15 protein-coding genes are annotated in these 18,796 nt (G+C 59.8%); 6 read left to right on the forward strand and 9 right to left on the reverse strand.

Annotated features, from left to right (window positions below; genetic code table 11):
- Positions 1-119: 119 nt before the first annotated feature.
- From ATY80_RS21015 to ATY80_RS21040, 5 genes are all read right to left on the reverse strand, one after another.
- Entirely contained in the window at positions 120-1,634 is a 1,515-nt protein-coding gene (locus ATY80_RS21015; RefSeq protein ID WP_088694465.1) for an ATP-binding protein, read from the reverse strand.
- 91 nt (positions 1,635-1,725) lie between these two features.
- A complete protein-coding gene (locus ATY80_RS21020; RefSeq protein WP_245306910.1) occupies positions 1,726-2,832 on the reverse strand; it encodes an MFS transporter in 1,107 nt (368 codons plus the stop codon).
- Between the two features lie 128 nt (positions 2,833-2,960).
- Positions 2,961-3,761 carry a glutamate racemase gene (gene murI / locus ATY80_RS21025; protein WP_088694260.1) on the reverse strand — a complete coding sequence of 267 codons (801 nt, stop codon included), beginning with the start codon at positions 3,759-3,761 and terminating at the stop codon, positions 2,961-2,963.
- Entirely contained in the window at positions 3,742-4,572 is an 831-nt protein-coding gene (locus ATY80_RS21030) for an RNA methyltransferase (RefSeq protein WP_088694261.1), read from the reverse strand. Before ATY80_RS21030 ends, murI begins: the two co-directional genes overlap by 20 nt.
- A 444-nt stretch (positions 4,573-5,016) precedes the next feature.
- Entirely contained in the window at positions 5,017-5,547 is a 531-nt protein-coding gene (locus tag ATY80_RS21040) for a hypothetical protein (RefSeq protein WP_088694466.1), read from the reverse strand.
- A gap of 187 nt (positions 5,548-5,734) precedes the next feature.
- Here ATY80_RS21040 and ATY80_RS21045 point away from each other — a divergent pair, with 187 nt between their 5' ends.
- The 3 genes from ATY80_RS21045 (at position 5,735) to ATY80_RS21055 (ending at position 8,198) form a co-directional block, all read left to right on the forward strand.
- Positions 5,735-6,946: an NADP-dependent isocitrate dehydrogenase gene (locus ATY80_RS21045; protein WP_018854858.1), complete on the forward strand. Its 1,212-nt coding sequence runs from the start codon at positions 5,735-5,737 to the stop codon at positions 6,944-6,946.
- A 78-nt stretch (positions 6,947-7,024) separates the two neighbouring features.
- On the forward strand, positions 7,025-7,471 hold the full coding sequence (locus ATY80_RS21050) for a GNAT family N-acetyltransferase (protein WP_088694263.1): 447 nt from the start codon (positions 7,025-7,027) through the stop codon (positions 7,469-7,471).
- A 106-nt stretch (positions 7,472-7,577) separates the two neighbouring features.
- A complete protein-coding gene (locus tag ATY80_RS21055; protein ID WP_088694264.1) occupies positions 7,578-8,198 on the forward strand; it encodes a glutathione S-transferase family protein in 621 nt (206 codons plus the stop codon).
- 10 nt (positions 8,199-8,208) lie between these two features.
- On the opposite strand, the gene ATY80_RS21060 is transcribed toward ATY80_RS21055, so the two are convergent.
- Positions 8,209-9,060, reverse strand: coding sequence for an AraC family transcriptional regulator (locus tag ATY80_RS21060; protein WP_088694265.1), 852 nt, complete (start codon positions 9,058-9,060; stop codon positions 8,209-8,211).
- A 126-nt stretch (positions 9,061-9,186) separates the two neighbouring features.
- Here ATY80_RS21060 and ATY80_RS21065 point away from each other — a divergent pair, with 126 nt between their 5' ends.
- Entirely contained in the window at positions 9,187-9,819 is a 633-nt protein-coding gene (locus ATY80_RS21065; RefSeq protein ID WP_088694266.1) for a LysE family translocator, read from the forward strand.
- 95 nt (positions 9,820-9,914) lie between these two features.
- On the opposite strand, the gene alaS is transcribed toward ATY80_RS21065, so the two are convergent.
- Together alaS and recA are read right to left on the reverse strand one after the other, a co-directional pair.
- On the reverse strand, positions 9,915-12,575 hold the full coding sequence (alaS, locus tag ATY80_RS21070) for an alanine--tRNA ligase (RefSeq protein WP_088694267.1): 2,661 nt from the start codon (positions 12,573-12,575) through the stop codon (positions 9,915-9,917).
- A gap of 152 nt (positions 12,576-12,727) precedes the next feature.
- Positions 12,728-13,816 carry a recombinase RecA gene (gene recA / locus ATY80_RS21075; RefSeq protein ID WP_088694268.1) on the reverse strand — a complete coding sequence of 363 codons (1,089 nt, stop codon included), beginning with the start codon at positions 13,814-13,816 and terminating at the stop codon, positions 12,728-12,730.
- Between the two features lie 240 nt (positions 13,817-14,056).
- Here recA and ATY80_RS21080 point away from each other — a divergent pair, with 240 nt between their 5' ends.
- The gene (locus ATY80_RS21080) at positions 14,057-15,001 is read left to right on the forward strand and encodes a carbohydrate kinase family protein (protein ID WP_088694269.1); all 945 of its coding nucleotides are present in this window, start codon (positions 14,057-14,059) and stop codon (positions 14,999-15,001) included.
- Between the two features lie 28 nt (positions 15,002-15,029).
- Positions 15,030-15,956: a pseudouridine-5'-phosphate glycosidase gene (locus tag ATY80_RS21085; protein WP_088694270.1), complete on the forward strand. Its 927-nt coding sequence runs from the start codon at positions 15,030-15,032 to the stop codon at positions 15,954-15,956.
- Positions 15,957-15,985: 29 nt separating this feature from the next.
- On the opposite strand, the gene ATY80_RS21090 is transcribed toward ATY80_RS21085, so the two are convergent.
- Positions 15,986-18,586, reverse strand: a complete 2,601-nt coding sequence (locus ATY80_RS21090) for a PAS domain-containing sensor histidine kinase (protein ID WP_088694271.1) — start codon at positions 18,584-18,586, stop codon at positions 15,986-15,988.
- Positions 18,587-18,796: the final 210 nt, after the last annotated feature.

Here is an 18,796-nt window from a genome sequence, read left to right on the forward strand (position 1 = left end):
CGCCTTATCCACCACCTGAATGAAGCCCATGTGACAAAAGCAACTTCTTCGTGTGATATTAGAGGTCGAGTATAGAGCAGCCCGATAGTTCCCGCGCTATCCTTGCTGCAATCCGGCCGTCATTCCGCTGCAGAGCGGACATCACCCGCATCGGGCGCATTGGCATCGCCCGGGGCCGTCTGGCAGTTCATATCGGGGAACGCGACGATGCGCTTGCCCGAGAAATCCGTATGCACGACGACGGTGCCCTGCTCCTCGAAATAGCCAAGCAGGCGTCTCGCACGCCGGGCCGAATGGGTGCCATAGGCCCGCGCAATCCGTGCATCCGAGGGGCACGTCTCGCCACACACAGCAGCCTTTGCCAGCATCAGGAAAACGCCCTGTAGGTCGTCCGTGACGCCTGTGGACAGTGACAGCGCCGTCGCCCAAGCTTCTGTTCCCGCCGTTGCCGCATCCACGCCGGAGCGCGAAATCGCCACGCGACGTCGAAACTCGGGCAGCGACATCGGAGGACCGGGAACCCGGCGCATACGAAGTCGCACGAGGAACTCTTGATAAAGGACGGGATCCGTTCGAAATCCCGAGCCCGGATCGTCCAGTATCTCGTGCAACACTGCTGTCAGCCTCTCTTCGCGCTCCTCGGCCGATAGTTCGGGTTGAGGTGCACGCGCTTCCGAGACAGGAGCCGAGGCAATGGGAGCCGATCGCGACAGTTCGGCAAGAATATCCGTGGTCGGCCGTGGCGCCGGCGGCGCACGGCGGACGATCGGCCTCTGAAACTCCTCTGGATCCGGGGTAAAGATCAGATCCTCGACGTCGTCAGGTGCATCCGGCAGCGGCATGAGCTTCGGGCTCGACGAGCGAGCCGAGGTCTCGACATTGCCGATCTGGATCGGTAGTGGGCGGCGCGACAAGGCTGGCCCGAGCGCAACGAAATTGCCACGCTTCAGATCGCGGAACATGTCCGCCTGACGCCGATCCATCCCGAGGAGATCAGCCGCACGCGCCATGTCGATATCGAGGAAGGTGCGGCCCATCAGGAAGTTTGAGGCTTCCGCGGCCACGTTCTTCGCAAGCTTTGCGAGACGCTGCGTCGCGATCACGCCGGCAAGACCACGCTTGCGGCCGCGGCACATGAGGTTCGTCATGGCGCCAAGCGACATCTTGCGGGCATCTTCCGAAACATCGCCGCCGACTGAAGGCGCAAACATCTGCGCCTCGTCGACCACGACGAGAACGGGATACCAGAATTCACGGTCGGCATCGAACATGCCGTTAAGGAAAGCTGCCGCCGCACGCATCTGCTGCTCGATATCAAGACCCTCGAGGGTCAGAACGCAGGAGACGCGATGCTGGCGGATACGAGTGGCGATGCCGGCCAATTCGGCTTCCGTGCGCTCGCCATCGACGACGACGTGGCCGAACTTGTCCGACAGAGTGACGAAATCGCCTTCAGGATCGATGATGACCTGCTGCACCCACTGGGCGGATTGCTCTAACAAACGGCGGAGAAGATGCGACTTGCCGGAGCCCGAATTGCCCTGCACCAGAAGACGGGTAGCCAGAAGCTCCTCGATATCGAGCGTGGCCGGATTGCCTCCCGACGCCGTTCCCATATCGATACCAACCTGCAATGTCACATTCCTCTTTCAATTCGACACGGCGTCCTAGCAGGTTTGGCCGTGTCTTTGGCAACACGGCGGCACGAACCCACAGGAGAAAACGTCAGAACCTGGCTTTCAGCATCCTGGTGCAGACCAGGCTGACCGCGAGTGGAACCAGCAACACCGCCAACCCGACGCGCAACCCGGACATCTCCGCGATGAAGCCGATCAGAGGCGGACCGATCAGAAAGCCGGTAAGCGCCATGAAGGACAGGATGGCGACATTGGCGGCCGCCGGTCGATCCCTCAGGCTTGCTGCGGCGGTCACCGCCAGCGGAAAGCCGACCGATACACCGATCCCGACCAAGGCAAAACCTGCCAGCGTCAAAAGGCTGTGCCAGGCAAAAACGACGATAAGCATGCCGACGAGAGCAGCTGCGCCGCAGCCACGAGCCAGCGCGATTGCCCCAAAACGCTGTTTCAGATGATCGCCGCTGAAGCGGCCCGCTGCGACCATCATCGCGAAAATCGTATATCCGATACCGGTCATCATGCCGTCGGTCTGGAAAACACCCTTGAGATAGACGGCGGACCAGTCGGCGATCGCTCCTTCTGTCATCGTAATTCCGAAGACGAAGGCGCAGATACCGAGCAGAGCGCTGCTTGGCAGCTTGAACGGCATATGCGGCGGAGCCGCACCAGCCTCGCGATCGGGCGGCAGGCCGAGGCTTGCTACAATGGCAAACGGCAAAACGACGAAGGCAGCAGCCATGATCGCCCATTCGGCGGGCGCGGCAATTGCCACCATTCCCGAACCAAGCAGGCTGCCGGCCATGATGCCCAGGCTCCAGAAGCCGTGGCAGCGGTTCATGATAATCGAGCCGGTATCCTTTTCAGCACGATCTGCTTCAACATTCAGCCCCAGCTCCAGCGTCGACATAGCAACGCCAAGCAGCGCAAGCGCGATGAAGAGTTCCAGCGGCGTGCGCGAGAAGGCGGGAAGGCAGACAATCACCAAGAAGACGAAGAATCCCGCGATGACGGTGGTTTTGCCGCCAATGCGCGATACCACTCGTCCGGCGACAGGCAGCGTCGACAGAATACCGACCGGCATGCCGAACAGCGCCAAGGCAAGATCGGCCGGACCAAGCTCAAGACGAGCCTGGATTTCGGGAATGCGCGGCAACCAGCTGCCGAACGCAATCGGCTGCAGAAAAAAGATAGCCATGACAAGTTTTTGGAAGGACATGCGAAGCCTGGCGGGACGAATCACATCCCACAGTCTGCGCAGTCGCCTGGCTTTGCAATAGCCCCTATTGTATCGAGATGAAGACGGGCTTGGCGCGAGCGCCTGATTCAAGCCTTGAGACCAAATCCCTGCATCAGCCGCCGCGTCGCAAAATCGGGATTGCCAGAGGTGAAGACCGCGAAGTCGAAACTATCAGGGTGCACGCCATCGACGACCTGCGGCACGAGGCTGCGGGCACGCCGCGCGATTGCCTCCGCCGGATCGAGCCAATCGACCGGCCAGGGTGCTAGCCGACGGAAAACATTGGCCATGAAGGGATAATGCGTACAGGCAAGAACCACGATATCGGTCTTGGAACCATCCTTCTCCACGAAGCACTGGTCGATCTCGGAAAGCACGGCCTCATCGGATACAGCATCGCCGCGAATATAAGCCTCTGCTATTCGCGCCAGATTTTCCGAGCCGACCAGGCGCACATGGCACTGCTGCGCGAAGGATTGAATCAGGTCGCGCGTATAGGCGCGCTTCACCGTGCCAGGCGTCGCCAGAACCGAGACGAGCCCTGAGCGCGTCCGCTCAGCGGCCGGCTTGATCGCCGGTACCGTGCCGACGAAGGTCATCCGCGGAAACGCCGCACGCAAGTCGGCGCCGACAAGCGTAAAGGCCGTATTGCATGCGATGATGCAGACCTCGGGATCATGCTCCGCAAGCAGCTTGGCGAAAAGGCCGATGATCCGTTCCTTCAGCGCCTGCTCTTCCCAGCCGCCATAGGGAAAGCCGGCGTCGTCTGCGATGTAGATGAAGCCACGCTCCGGCATCAGCACGCGCGCTTCGCGCAAGACGGTCAGCCCTCCGATGCCGGAATCGAAGACCATAACCGGTTTCAGCTCATTCAGCGCTGCTGTCATCTTCCGATTGTTCCTTGACGTCGACGGGCGGCCGGCTCCCGCGCGGATATTTCCGCGAGAAGCGGTCGAGGGAGGAGATAACGCCGCGCAACACGCTGATTTCTTGCTCCGTGAAGGCGCGGCGAGAAAGGACTGCGCGCAGGTTGTCCACCATTTTGGGCTTTTTCGCGGGTGGATGGAAATAATTGCGCGCTTCCAGCGCTTCTTCCAACTGGTCGTAGAGACCGAAGAGCTGTTCTTTCGTGGATTGCGTTTGCGACATTGCCTGGAAGGGAACGCTGCCGACGTCCGCCATCCCCGATTTCATCCATTCATAGGACATCAGAAGCACCGCTTGGGCAATGTTGAGCGAGGCGAAGGCGGGGTTGACCGGGAAAGTCACGATCTCATCGGCCAGCGCGACTTCTTCGTTGGTCAGCCCCCAGCGCTCGCGGCCGAACAGGATGCCGGTGCCCTCACCTGCGCGGAACTTCGCCCGCAGCGTTTCCGCTGCCACCACCGGCGATCGTACCGGCTTGAAGCCGTCCCGCTCGCGCGCCGTCGTCGCATAGACAAAGTTCAGGTCGGCGATCGCCTGTTCCAGCGTCTCGAAGACCTTCGTGCCTTCGATCACATGATCCGCCTTCGAGGCGGCAGCCTGTGCCTTTTCGTTCGGCCAACCATCACGCGGATTGACCAGCCTCAAGTCCACCAGGCCGAAGTTCGCCATGGCGCGCGCGACCATGCCGATATTCTCCCCCATCTGGGGTTCGACGAGAATGACAACCGGGCCTTCCGTGAGAAGTTGCCGCTCGCTGTTCGTGCCTGCCATGACGCTGGATCCTTTTGTTACGGCCGGAATAGCCAAGCCGCGCCGAAACGGCAAGGGTCAAGCATTCGGAGAGCCTGTCCAGCGTCGAGCCGACCATCTCTGCGCCGAGGCGCGGGCCGGCATGTGATAGCGGCAAGTGCTGTCGGGACGAACCTTTGCTCTTGCGGTCAACGAGGAAACACTTCCACTGGTGGGAAGCGCACCGGTTGGAACTCGTAAGCCCATCGAAATCCTTGGCCATGATCTGCCGGACCTGTCCCCGCCCGGTGACAACAGGCCGCGGAAAGTTGCCCTCGCCTCATTCGCGACCTCGATGCCGGTGATCAAGGGGGATTTTCGCCAGCCATCGAAGCTTCGCTGTCCCTCCGCGTAACCACAGATTACAATGCAAAGCCTAGCGCGCAGCCCACCTCGGAACAGTACGGCCCACAGTCGTCCGAGCCATTATTGGCCTTTGGCGATCTGCACCATCGTGTTCTTGAGCGAATTCGGTGGCTGGCCTGGGTCGCCCTCGGTGACGATATCATCGATGACAGGCTTGCCGCCCTCATCGAGCACCTCGAACCGCACGGTGGTCACGGCCTGCTTGTCCGACCCGTCATCCATGCACGTCGCCTTCTTGAACGTGACGACCACTTCCGTCGCGCCGTCAGCGACGGACTTCGGCGTGTACGTCAAATCCTCGAGAGGGCAAGCATCTTCGCCATTGACGATGACGTCGTAGTCGAAGGGGGAAACACCATCCTCGTCGGCAGCAGGATTCTGGATGGCGGCCTGGTACTTAGTCACGAAATCCTTGCTGTATAACCGTGAAAGCTTGCTCGGATCGAAGATGTCGATCCAATCGCTGTCTGCTCCCGACCAGTTCTTGATCGTCGCATCCATAACCTCTTTTACAGGCGCTGTAACGTCGGCGGCGAGCATCGGGCACGTCGAACCGAGCAGGATCGCAAGGACAAGGGAAATCTTCTTCATGACGAATATCCAGGCAATGGTTTTGCGCCGGAGACTAGCCATTTTCCTCCGCTTGGCAATGGCCGCAAAAACACGATCCCCTTCCTGCTTCCGGCTTTGCACTCCCGGCCCACAATGCTATAGCGCTCGGGATTTGACATCACCCACCCGGGACGCAAGTCCCTTCCAAGCTTAACGAGGCAGATACATGAAGAAGATCAAGGTCGCCAATCCCGTCGCCGATCTCGACGGCGATGAAATGACTCGCATCATTTGGCAGCTCATCAAGGATAAGCTGATCCATCCGTATCTCGACCTTGAGATCGATTATTTCGACCTTTCCGTTGAAAACCGCGACGCCACCAACGATCAGGTGACGATCGACGCCGCCAACGCCATCAAGAAGCATGGCGTCGGCATCAAGTGCGCAACGATCACGCCTGATGAGGCACGCGTCAAGGAATTCAACCTCAAGCAGATGTGGAAGAGCCCGAACGGCACGATCCGCAACATCCTTGGCGGCGTTATCTTCCGCGAGCCGATCATCTGCAAGAACGTCCCGCGTCTCGTTCCGGGCTGGACACAGCCGATCGTTGTCGGCCGTCATGCCTTCGGCGACCAGTACCGCGCGACCGACTTCAAATTCCCGGGCAAGGGCAAGCTGACGATCAAGTTCGTCGGCGAAGACGGCCAGGTCATCGAAAAAGAAGTCTTCGACGCACCGGGCGCCGGCGTGGCAATGGCGATGTACAACCTCGACGAGTCGATCCGCGAATTCGCCCGCGCCTCGATGATGTATGGCCTGATGCGCAAGTGGCCGGTCTACCTGTCGACCAAGAACACCATCCTCAAGGCCTATGACGGCCGTTTCAAGGACATCTTCGAAGAAGTCTACGAGACCGAGTTCAAAGATCAGTTCAAGGAAATCGGCATCACCTACGAGCACCGCCTGATCGATGACATGGTTGCTTCGGCGCTGAAGTGGTCCGGCGGCTACGTCTGGGCCTGCAAGAACTATGACGGCGACGTCCAGTCGGACACGGTTGCCCAGGGCTTCGGCTCGCTCGGTCTGATGACTTCGGTTCTCTTGACTCCGGATGGCAAGACTGTTGAAGCCGAAGCTGCACACGGCACGGTTACCCGCCATTACCGCCAGCACCAGAAGGGCCAGGAGACCTCGACGAACTCGATCGCATCGATCTTCGCCTGGACCCGTGGCCTCGCGCACCGCGCCAAGCTCGATGACAACGCCGAACTCGCAAAGTTCGCCGCCACGCTCGAAAAGGTCTGCGTCGACACCGTCGAGGCCGGCTTCATGACCAAGGATCTGGCGTTGCTCATCGGCCCCGATCAGCCTTGGCTCTCCACCACCGCCTTCCTCGACAAGATCGACCAGAACCTGCAGAAGGCCATGGCATAAGCCAGAACCAATATCGGAATGGACGGCGGGGATTTCCCCGCCGTTTTCGTTTCAGCGACAAGTAAGGGGAACAAAAGGATGACCACTACGATCCGTCCGCTGCAGCCATCCGACCGAGGCGCCTGGGAGCCGCTTTGGGCCGGCTATCAACGCTTCTATGAGGTCGTCATCCCGCCGGAGACAACGGAGCTGACCTGGGCGCGCTTTCACGATCCGACCGAGGACATGCACGCGCTTGGCGCCTTCGACGATAGCGGCCGCCTCGTTGGTATCGTCCACGCGATTTTCCACCGTTCGACCTGGCTGCCGAAATGGACCTGCTATCTCCAGGACCTCTATGTCGATGACACCCAGCGCGGTGTCGGTGCTGGCGCTGCCCTCATTGACGCCGTCGCTGATCTCGCTCGCGAGAACGGAGCTGGTCGGCTTTACTGGATGACGCACGAAACAAACGCCACCGCGCGAAGACTCTACGACAGGATCGCTGAGCGATCCGGCTTCATCCAATATCGCAAGGCGCTTTAGATAGTTATCCACTTTGCGCACGACGGTTCTGTCCTATTTCCCTCATGGCGAGCCTTGATCCGCTGCGTTCAGATGGAGGAACACCGAAGGAAGCGAGGAGGAGTACATGAGAGACGAACTGGTATTTTATACGAACCCTATGTCGCGCGGTCGTATCGCCCGCTGGATGCTGGAAGAGACAGGCGTACCGTACAAAACAGAGATCATGACCTTCGGTGGAACTATCAAGTCGCCGGAATACCTCGCCGTCAACCCGATGGGCAAAGTTCCTGCGATCCGCCACGGCAAGACGGTGGTGACGGAATGCGCCGCCATCTGCGCCTACCTGGCCGATACCTTTCAGGAGGCCGGCCTTGCTCCAAAACCGGACGAGCGCGGCAGCTATTATCGCTGGATGTTCTTCACCGCAGGCCCTCTCGAAGCGGCAGTGACCAACAAGGCCTTGGGCTTCGAAACGCCACCCGACAAGGCACGCATGGCCGGATATGGCAGCTACGCGGATGTGATGAACACGTTGGAGCGCGCCGTCAGCGCCTCGCCCTATGTCACCGGTGACCGCTTCACGGCAGCCGACGTCTACGTCGGCTCGCATATCGGCTGGGGCATGGGCATCGGCACCCTCGAGAAGCGCCAGGCCTTCGCAGACTATCTCGGCCGCGTCACCGATCGCCCGGCTTACAAGCGCGCCGTCGCAATCGATGACGAGGCCATGAAGGCCGCACAATAGCAACCGGATGCTAGACCAGCGGCATGTGAATGTCAGTCAGGAGTTCGGTCGGCGGTACATCACGTGGGTTGTTGAGATATTCCTCAAACATAACGCTGTCGCGAAGTTTCCTGCCCGAAGCGGGCAACCATTCCGCATAGAGCCAATGGTAGGCCTTGTACATGTCGGCGTAAGGTCCCTTGTGACGCAGCACGGCGTATTCCCCTCCGTCGAGTGTACGAGTTTCGAACGGCGCCGCCACCGCAACCTCGCCTTCGACGGTAACGCATGCGACCGAGCGGAGCTTTTCGGCAGGCACAATGTCGGGATCATCGAGATAGACACCGATCATGCGCATCGTGGGCTTGGCAAGTCCACGAGCAAAAAGCGTGCCGAACAAGGTCTCGAATGCCTTGCCGATCTGCATGTACGAGCCGATATGCGGCACGCCAAGCAATTGAATTGGCTCGATCTTCCGTAGGGTAATGTCAAACATGGTTGCGGTCTTTCCGTAAGGTGAGGGTTCGAAGGCTTTGTGGCTTCCCTCCTTCCGGTACTGTGCTGGCGGCATGCCATAGACCGATTTGAAGATGCGGTTGAAGGACTGGAGGTTGGGATAGCCTGATCGCCTTGCTATCTCCCGGACAGAAAGATCCGTGGCAACGATGTCGCCGGCGGCACGATGCAGCCTTAATCGCTTGACGGTCGCCGCGAGTGTCTCGCCATGAACCGCGCGATAGATCCTGTGCCAGTGGTAGCTCGACATGCAGGCGATGCCGGCAAGGTTGTCCATGTCGAGCTCCTCGTCGAGATGATCATGGATATAGGCCGATACCCGTCTGAGACGGTTTTCGTAGAGCGCCCATGCCGTTTCGCCATTCATGTCAGAACCTCATGCAAGTCGATCGCGGCAGAAAAGCATACCGCGATTTGACAAATCCTGCGGACTTGCGCCGCCAGCGAATCCTGATAGATCGGAATTCCGGCTCGAACCCAAGAGGATTTCAAAATGCCGGACTTTTCAACAATCATACTCTTTGCCGTCGCCGCCCTGGTGCTGACCGCAACACCCGGCCCAGATATGCTGCTGATCGCCTCCCGCAGCATAAGCCAGGGACGCGCAGCCGGATTTCTGACTTATGCGGGCATCGCGCTCGGCACCTATTGCCATGCCCTCGCCGCAGCTCTCGGGCTTTCCCAGCTCTTTCTGACCGTGCCGGTCGCCTACGATGTCGTTCGCTTGGCGGGGTGCTCTTATCTTCTCTATCTCGCATACAAGACGATTCGGTCGGAGCGGACAGCTTTTGCTCCAGCCTCGACGCTCACGAGGCTCGCGGGAAAGCGGATATTCCTTGCAGGACTAGCGACGAATCTCCTGAACCCCAAGATGGCGCTCTTCGTCGTGGCGTTGTTTCCGCAGTTCGTCCGCCCCGGCGGCGGCTCCATGGTTGTACAGATGCTTGTGCTAGCGAGTGTTTTGAATGGCATCGGCTTCATCGTGAACGGCGCCGTCATCATTCTGGGAAGCAAGATACGCACACGTCTGAGCGCTGCGACCCGTTTCCCCAAGCTGCCGCAATATTTGCTGGCAAGCGTGTTCACTGGCCTTGCGTGCCGTCTCGCTGTGCAAACGAGAAGCTGAAACCAGTCAGTAGCACGCGCACAAATACAAACCGGCTGCGAAATACGTCATTTCGCAGCCGGCTCAGATTTCAGACTATTACCAGTTATTGCGCCTCAACCAGCCAGCGCCGCAGCAACCACCTCGATCGCCTCATCCGCCTTCGATCCATCCGGACCGCCGGCCTGCGCCATATCAGGACGGCCGCCCCCACCCTTGCCACCGAGCGCAGCAGACGCGATGCGCACCAGATCGACGGCGCTGAAGCGTCCGACGAGATCTTCGGTGACAGCAACGACAGCACTCGCCTTGCCGTCCTCGGCAACGCCGATCAGCGCGACAACGCCGGAACCGAGGCTTGCCTTACCGTCATCGGCCAGGCCCTTGAGATCCTTGGGATCCACACCAGAGATTGCCTTGCCAAGGAACTTGACGCCGGCAACATCGCGAACCGAATCCGCGGAGCCGCCCTGCCCGCCGCCCATTGCAAGTTTGCGCTTGGCATCGGCCAACTCGCGCTCAAGCTTGCGGCGTTCATCCATCAGCGCCTCAACACGAGCGAAAACATCTGCCGGCTGCACCTTCAACGACGTCGCGAGCGATTTGACGCGCTCGTCCTGTTCCGCCAGGTATTCACGCGCGGATTCGCCGGTGACCGCCTCGATACGGCGCACGCCGGCACCAACCGCGCTTTCGCCGAGAATACGGATCAGCCCGATCTGACCGGTCGCGCCGACATGCGTGCCGCCGCAAAGTTCGATCGAATAGGGCTTTCCGGCCTTCGCGCCGCGCACGCCCTGGCCCATGGCCACAACGCGAACCTCGTCGCCGTATTTTTCGCCGAACAGAGCCATCGCGCCTTCGGCAATCGCGTCATCGACGCTCATCAGGCGGGTCGTGACCGGCGAATTCTGCAACACGATCTCGTTCGCCATGTCCTCGACGACCTTCAGTTCGTCAGCAGTCATCGGCTTTGGATGCGAAACGTCGAAGCGCAGTCGCTCCGGGGCGACGAGCGAGCCCTTCTGTGCCACATGCGTGCCCAACACTTCGCGCAGCGCCTCGTGCAGCAGGTGCGTGGCGGAATGGTTTGCGCGCAAGCGCGAGCGGCGCGCATGGTCGACCGTCAACGCGACCGCATCACCCGCGTTCACATTACCTTCGACGACAGTGCCGATATGGATAAAGAGGCCCTCGCCCTTCTTCTGTGTGTCCGTGATCTCGATCTTGGCGGTATCGGAGGTAATGACACCCGTATCTCCCATCTGGCCGCCGGACTCACCGTAGAACGGCGTCTGGTTGACGACGATCTGAACCTTGTCGCCGGCCGACGCGGAATCAACCGACGTGCCGTCCTTCACAATGGCCTGAACAACGCCTTCTGCGGTCTCGGTGTCGTAGCCGAGGAACTCCGTCGCGCCGTGCTTCTCCTTGAGTTCGAACCAAATCGTCTCGGTAGCCTTGTCGCCGGAACCGGCCCAGTGCGAGCGCGCCTCGGCCTTCTGCCGCTGCATGGCGTCGGTGAAGCCGGATATGTCTACGCCGATTTCGCGGGCGCGAAGCGCATCCTGCGTCAGGTCGAGCGGGAAGCCATAGGTATCATAGAGTTTGAAGGCGGTTTCGCCATCGAGCATGTCACCCTTGCCGAGCGCCGTCGTGGCATCGGAGAGAAGCGAAAGACCGCGCTCCAACGTCTTACGGAATCGGGTCTCTTCAAGCTTCAGCGTCTCGGAGATCAGCGATTCCGCGCGGACCAGCTCCGGATATGCCCGTCCCATTTCCTGGACAAGCGTCGGCAACAGCTTCCAGATCAGCGGCTCCTTGGCACCGAGCAACTCTGCATGCCGCATCGCGCGGCGCATGATCCGGCGAAGCACGTAACCGCGGCCTTCATTCGAGGGCAACACCCCATCGGCAATCAGGAACGCCGATGAGCGCAGGTGGTCGGCAATAACGCGGTGGCTGGCGCGACGCTCGCCCTCTGCCTTCACACCCGTCACTTCCTCCGAAGCCTCGATCAGGGCGCGGAAGAGGTCGATGTCATAGTTGTCGTGCTTGCCCTGCAGAACAGCAGCGACGCGCTCCAGTCCCATGCCGGTGTCGATCGACGGACGCGGGAGGTCGATTCGCTCTTCCTTGGTGACCTGCTCGTACTGCATGAAGACGAGGTTCCAGATCTCGATGAAGCGGTCGCCATCTTCTTCAGGTGAGCCGGGAGGGCCGCCCCAGATGTGATCGCCGTGGTCATAGAAGATTTCCGAACACGGGCCGCAGGGGCCGGTATCGCCCATCGCCCAGAAATTGTCGCTGGTCGGAATGCGGATAATCTTCTCGTCCGGCAAACCTGCGATCTTCTTCCAGAGATTAAAGGCCTCGTCATCCGTGTGATAGACGGTGACCAGCAGCCGCTTGGCGTCGAGCGCGAATTCCTTGGTGATCAGGTTCCAGGCAAGCTCGATTGCCCGCTCCTTGAAGTAGTCGCCGAAGGAGAAGTTGCCGAGCATCTCGAAGAAGGTGTGATGGCGCGCAGTGTAGCCGACGTTATCAAGGTCGTTATGCTTGCCGCCGGCGCGGACGCACTTCTGCGCCGTCGAGGCCGTCTTGTATGGACGCTGCTCCAGGCCGGTGAAAACATTCTTGAACTGGACCATGCCGGCATTGGTGAACATCAGGGTCGGATCGTTGCGCGGCACCAGCGGGCTCGACGAAACGATTTCGTGGCCGTTCTTCTTGAAATAGTCGAGGAAGGTCGACCGGATATCATTCACACCGCTCATGCTATGCCCTTCAATGCTGCCGGAAGGCAGGTCAAAACTTAAATCCAGTGGCTTTTATCGTTCGCCTTAACCACTGTCCAGCAGACAAACAAAACCGGCCGCATTCTGATCAAAGAATACGGCCGGTTTTGAACTGTTGGAAACCGATACGATTAGCCGTCGACGGCCTCGTCCCCGTCATTCGCATCAGGGCCGCCGTTCTGCAGGAAGCGGTCCGCAATCAGACCGGCATTCTGACGAAGCGCCGTCTCAATCTCACGCAGGAGATCCGGATTGTCGCGCAGGAAGAGCTTCGCATTCTCGCGGCCCTGGCCGAGGCGCTGGCTGTTATAAGAGAACCAGGCGCCCGACTTCTCGACAATACCAGCCTTGACGCCTAGGTCGACCAGTTCGCCGGTCTTCGAAACGCCCTCACCATACATGATGTCGAATTCGACCTGCTTGAAGGGAGGCGCCATCTTGTTCTTGACGACCTTGACGCGGGTCTGGTTGCCAATCACCTCTTCGCGCTCCTTGACCGCACCGATGCGTCGAATGTCAAGGCGAACGGACGCATAGAACTTCAGCGCGTTACCGCCGGTCGTCGTTTCCGGCGAACCGAACATGACACCGATCTTCATGCGGATCTGGTTGATGAAGATGACCATGGTGTTCGACTTCGAGATGGAAGCCGTCAGCTTGCGCAGTGCCTGGCTCATCAGACGAGCCTGAAGACCCGGCAGATTATCGCCCATCTCGCCTTCGATTTCGGCACGCGGCGTCAACGCGGCGACGGAGTCGACAACGAGAACGTCGACCGCACCGGAACGGACCAGCGTGTCGGTGATCTCAAGCGCCTGCTCGCCCGTATCCGGCTGTGAAATCAGCAGATTCTGCAGATCGACACCAAGTTTGCGGGCATAGACCGGATCGAGCGCATGTTCCGCGTCAACGAAAGCGCAGATGCCGCCCTTCTTCTGCGATTCGGCAATGGTCTGTAGCGCGAGCGTCGTCTTACCCGAGCTTTCAGGTCCGTAAATCTCTATGATACGTCCTTTCGGAAGACCGCCGATTCCGAGCGCTATATCCAGCCCGAGGGAACCCGTCGACACCGTTTCGATCTCGACAACGTTCTCGTTCGAGCCGAGCTTCATGATTGAGCCCTTGCCGAACGACCGCTCGATCTGTGAGAGTGCCGCTTCAAGTGCCTTGCTTTTGTCCACCGATTTGTCCTCTACAAGCCGCAATGTATTCTGTGACATTCGATCCACCTTTAGGTTATTGAAGCCGCTCAAGCAATGTCGCCGCTGATGCCGATTTTGTACCGCATTTGTTCTCATTGCGCAAGCGGCGCTCAAATAATTGAAACAAAAAGGTAAAACTGCCCGTGTTCTACATTTGTTTTAGTAATGGAAAGCAACAGCTTAGAGATAGGGATCTGCTCGCCAGTCGACCAGTGGCGGCAGGACGATTCGTATCTTTCGGCCACGCGGGATGATGAAATGAAGCGGAAGATTCTTGTCCTTGGCGGAGCCCATATCGACAGGCGCGGACGCATTTCAGGAGACACCGTGGCTGGCGCCAGCAATCCAGGTACATGGTTCGAGGAGCCGGGCGGCGGCGGCTTCAATGCCGCTCGCAATCTTGCCCGGTTGGGCTTCGACGTGACGATGATTTCGCCCCGCGGCGGTGATCCGATCGGCGAGATGGTCAGCGAGGCTGCCGACTTCGCCGGCGTTGATGATCGCCCCTTTGTTTTCCTCGATCGCAAGACGCCGAGCTATACCGCAATCATCGAGAACGACGGAAACCTGGTGATTGCGCTTGCCGACATGGATCTCTACCGCATGTTCGTGCCGAGGCGCCTCTCGATCCGTGCCGTCCGCGATGCCTTTGCCGCGACCGATTTCATCCTCATCGACGCCAACCTGCCAGCAGAGACGCTGGCATCGATCGTCGAGCGTGCGAAGGTGCTTGGCAAGCCGGTGGGCGCAATCGCAATCTCGCCGGCGAAGGCCGTCAAGCTCAAGCCGTGCATCGAAGGGATCGACTACCTTTTCCTCAACGAGGCTGAGGCTGCCGCATTGACCGGCGAGCGCCCCAACGATCCAGCACACTGGCCGTCACTGCTGGGTGACATCGGTTTGCGCGGCGGCGTCGTCACGCGCGGACAACGCGAGCTGATCGCCTTTGCGGATCGCCACGCGATAGCCCTGCAGCCCGCAAATCTGGAAGGCGTCGCGGATGTCACCGGCGCGGGAGACTCGCTTGCAGCCGGCGTAATCTCAGGATTGATGCGCGGGATTTCCTTGGTCGATGCCGTTCGCGAAGGCGCCGCAGCAGCAGCGCTGACCGTACAATCGCCGCATGCGGTCAATGAAAACCTTTCCCCGGATCTGATCAGGGAGACACTTTCCCTTGTTCCACCGGCGAGAATTTTGCATTGAAGGCCGTACCGATGAAATGGAAGAGACAATGACGAAACCGTTCTCCCCCCTCCTGCCGATCGCCTATTCCAAAGAAGTCGCAAGCGCCAAGCAGCGCGGCGCGCCGATCGTGGCACTTGAATCGACCATCATCACGCATGGCATGCCCTACCCCGGCAACATCGAGATGGCCCGCAGCGTCGAGGCGCTCATTCGTGAGCAGGGTGCCGTGCCAGCCACTATCGCGGTCATTCACGGAACGCTGCATATCGGCCTCGAATCCGATCAGCTGGAGCAACTGGCGCAGGCCAAGGACGTCCTCAAGGTTTCTCGCGCCGATCTCGCCTTCGCGATCGCCGAGCGCCGTCACGGTGCAACGACCGTAGCAGCGACGATGATCGCCGCCGAGCGTGCCGGCATCAAGGTCTTCGCCACCGGAGGCATCGGCGGTGTTCACCGCGGCGCTGAGGAAAGCTTCGATATTTCCGCTGACCTCGAGGAACTCGGCCGCACCGGCGTCATCGTCGTCTGCGCCGGCGCCAAGGCTATCCTCGACATTCCGAAAACCCTGGAGGTGCTGGAAACCGCGGGCGTTCCTGTCGTCACCTATGAAAGCGAGGAATTCCCCGCCTTCTGGTCCCGTGCCTCGGGATTGCGCAGTCCACTGACGCTGAACAGCCCGGCCGCCATCGCCAACTTCCAGACGGTGCGCGAGCAGCTCGGCATTGACGGCGGCATGCTGATAGCCAACCCCGTGCCGGAGGCGGACGAGATCCCCCGGGAGGAAATGGAGATCTACATCGAGCGCGCGCTCGATAGCGCAGAGCGCGATGAAATCAGCGGCAAGGAAGTGACGCCTTACCTGCTCAGCACGATCTTTGACCTGACCGACGGCCAGAGCTTGAAGACCAACATTGCGCTCGTAGAAAACAACGCGCGACTGGCGGCAGAAATTGCCGTCGCGCTGGCTGGCTGATCGTTTAGAAAGGGGCGCTGCGGCGCCCCTTAACTGTCCAGCGTCTCTTTGACGACAACGGCAAGCTGCTTCAGGGAGAACGGTTTCGGCAGGAAGCCAAACTTGGAATCCGGCGGCAGGTTGCGGGCAAACGCGTCTTCGGCATATCCCGAAACGAAGATGAACTTCAGGTTCGGATAGTTCTTGCGCAACTCGCGCAGCAGCGACGGACCATCCATCTCCGGCATCACGACATCTGAAACGACAATGTCGACCTTGCCTTCGAGCTCCTCCATGATATCGAGCGCCTCGACGCCAGACCCGGCCTCGTAAACCGTATAGCCGCGTGTCTCGAGCATGCGCTTGCCCCCACGACGCACTGCTTCCTCATCCTCCACCAGGAGAATAACCGCTGAACCCGTTAGGTCCTCGGGTTGCTCGACCGGTGCCGGCGCCTGTTCCGCAAGCGCGCCGATAACAGGCGTGACGGCATCACCTTCGGCGGCAACCGCTGGCTCGACAATGTGGCGCGGCAGGAAGACGCGGAATGTCGTGCCTTTGCCAACTTCCGACTCCGGCTGAATGTAGCCACCTGATTGCTTGACGATGCCGTAGACCATCGCGAGACCAAGGCCCGTTCCCTTGCCCACCTCTTTTGTCGTGAAGAAGGGCTCGAAGATCTTGTCCATGATCTCGGGCGCAATGCCGGTCCCGTTGTCCGAAACCTCGACGAGAACCATGTCTTCATGCGGCATGTAGGAATAGTTGAATGCCGCGACCTCTTCCGCCATCACATTCTTCGTACGAAGCGTGAGCTTGCCGCCCTGCGGCATGGCATCTCGGGCGTTGACGCAAAGGTTGATCAGCACCTGTTCGAACTGTGACAGGTCGGTCTTCACAGGCCAGAGATCGCGGCCGTACTCGACATCAAGCTTCACATTGGTACCGGAAAGCAGGCGGTCGACCAGCATCCTGAGGTCGCCGACCACGTCAGTCAGATTGAGCACCGTCGGTCGCATTGTCTGCTTGCGCGAGAAGGCCAGCAGTTGCCGAACAAGCACGGCGGCACGATTGGCGTTGCGCTTGATTTCCATCAGGTCGGCAAAGCCCGGGTCGGCGGGTCGCGCCTGTAGCAGCAGATGATCGGAGGAGAGCAGGATGGCCGTCAGAACGTTGTTGAAGTCGTGCGCAATGCCACCGGCCAGCGTGCCGACCGCGTTCATCTTCTGCGTCTGCGCCATCTGCGCCTCAAGCGCCTTCTGCTCGGTCACCTCGACGGCATAGACGATCGCGGCCTCTTCCGGCGCCTCGTCGCTCTGATCGATCACCGCGTTGACGTAGAAGCGGAAATGGCGGGCTTCATCCGTTGGCGTACGAGAGTCGATCGGCGGGATATCGCCCTGCCGATCCTTCGCCGCCGCAAGCGCCTGCTGCAGTTTCGACTTATCGCTGTCCTGGACAATGATTTCGAGTAAGGCGCCGTTCTCGACGTCATTCCGGGAGACAATCCCGGAAAACAGTTTCAGGAACGGGGCATTGGTTCGCAGGATACGGCCTTCGCCATCGACCGAGGCAATTGCCATCGGCGTGTTGTTGAAGAAACGAGTAAACCGCATCGCGGCCGCCGTCCCCGACTGATCGTTCTCGCCGCTTTTCTGCCGCGTCAGAACAATCGACCGGCTTTCTCCCGGAGCACCATCGCGCATCGACGTCACGCTGTGGACGATCTGGGCCGGCAGACTCTGGCCGTTCATCTTCTTCAGGTCGAGATCGAGCGTTACCGTCTTTTTCAGGCCCGGATCAGCCTGCACCGATTGGATGAGCGCAAGTCCCTCGCCTGCGACGAAATCGCCGATCGTTACGGAGCCTGGAACGAATTTGGTGAGATCGATGCCAAGCCATTCCGCCAGCGTTGCATTGAGGTAGAATATCTCCCCTTTGCGACCGGCCGAAAAGAACCCGGCTGGCGCGTGGTCAAGATAGTCGATCGCATTTTGCAGTTCCTTGAAGAACCGCTCCTGATCGTCACGCTCGGATGTGATGTCGCTGATCTGCCAGATGTGGAGTGGCTTGCGCCCGATCTCCTCGCTCTGCAGAGTCCGCGCTTTGAGGCGGTACCAATGCGCTCCTGCACCGTTCGTCGAGGGGCCCAGCGACCGCAACAGGCGGAACTCCTCACTGCCCTCCCGCCCTTCGCGAAGCCCGTTGGAAAGACGATAAAGCGCCTCGTTCGATTCCCGATGACGCGACAGCAGCGCTTCGAGCGTCTGAACTTCTGTCGATTTGCGGGCGCCTGTCAACTCGCCATAGGCCGCGTTCGCATAGACGATGCGCCCTTTGTCATCGGTAATTAGCGACCCATCGGGGTGGCTGTTCAGAAATGCCCGCGCGAGGCTATCGGACTGCCGCTGCGGCATGACCTCGATAAAGCCGATCACCGACGACACGAGGAAGAAAATCCCGACCATGGCAAGCACGCCAAGAACGCCAAGCACCATTTCGTTGTCGAGAGAACTTTTGAAAACAACGAATGCAGCGGCTGCACCGATCAGCACAAGCGCAAGCAGGATGATCCGCAAGGCCGTTCCCGTGCGGCCCCCGCGGTCCAAGAGCGGTTCGCTATAATCGTCGGCCTGACGCGGTCTCGTCATCTATTCCCTCGCATGGCCTGCCGGGCTTCACTCGTAATGGGGAGAAAGCAGGAATCAGGCGTCATTTCCTTCTTATCAATTTGCGGTCCCCGCAAAAACACTGGTCTCTGTGAAGACTGATTGAATTCACAACGAACAGCGCCAATTTCGCCATTAAAATGCGTTGTTAAGAAAGCATGTTCGAATTCCACTTCGGGTTGGCGTGACTGG

Source organism: Rhizobium sp. R711, from assembly GCF_002211365.1.
Taxonomy (GTDB): domain Bacteria; phylum Pseudomonadota; class Alphaproteobacteria; order Rhizobiales; family Rhizobiaceae; genus Rhizobium.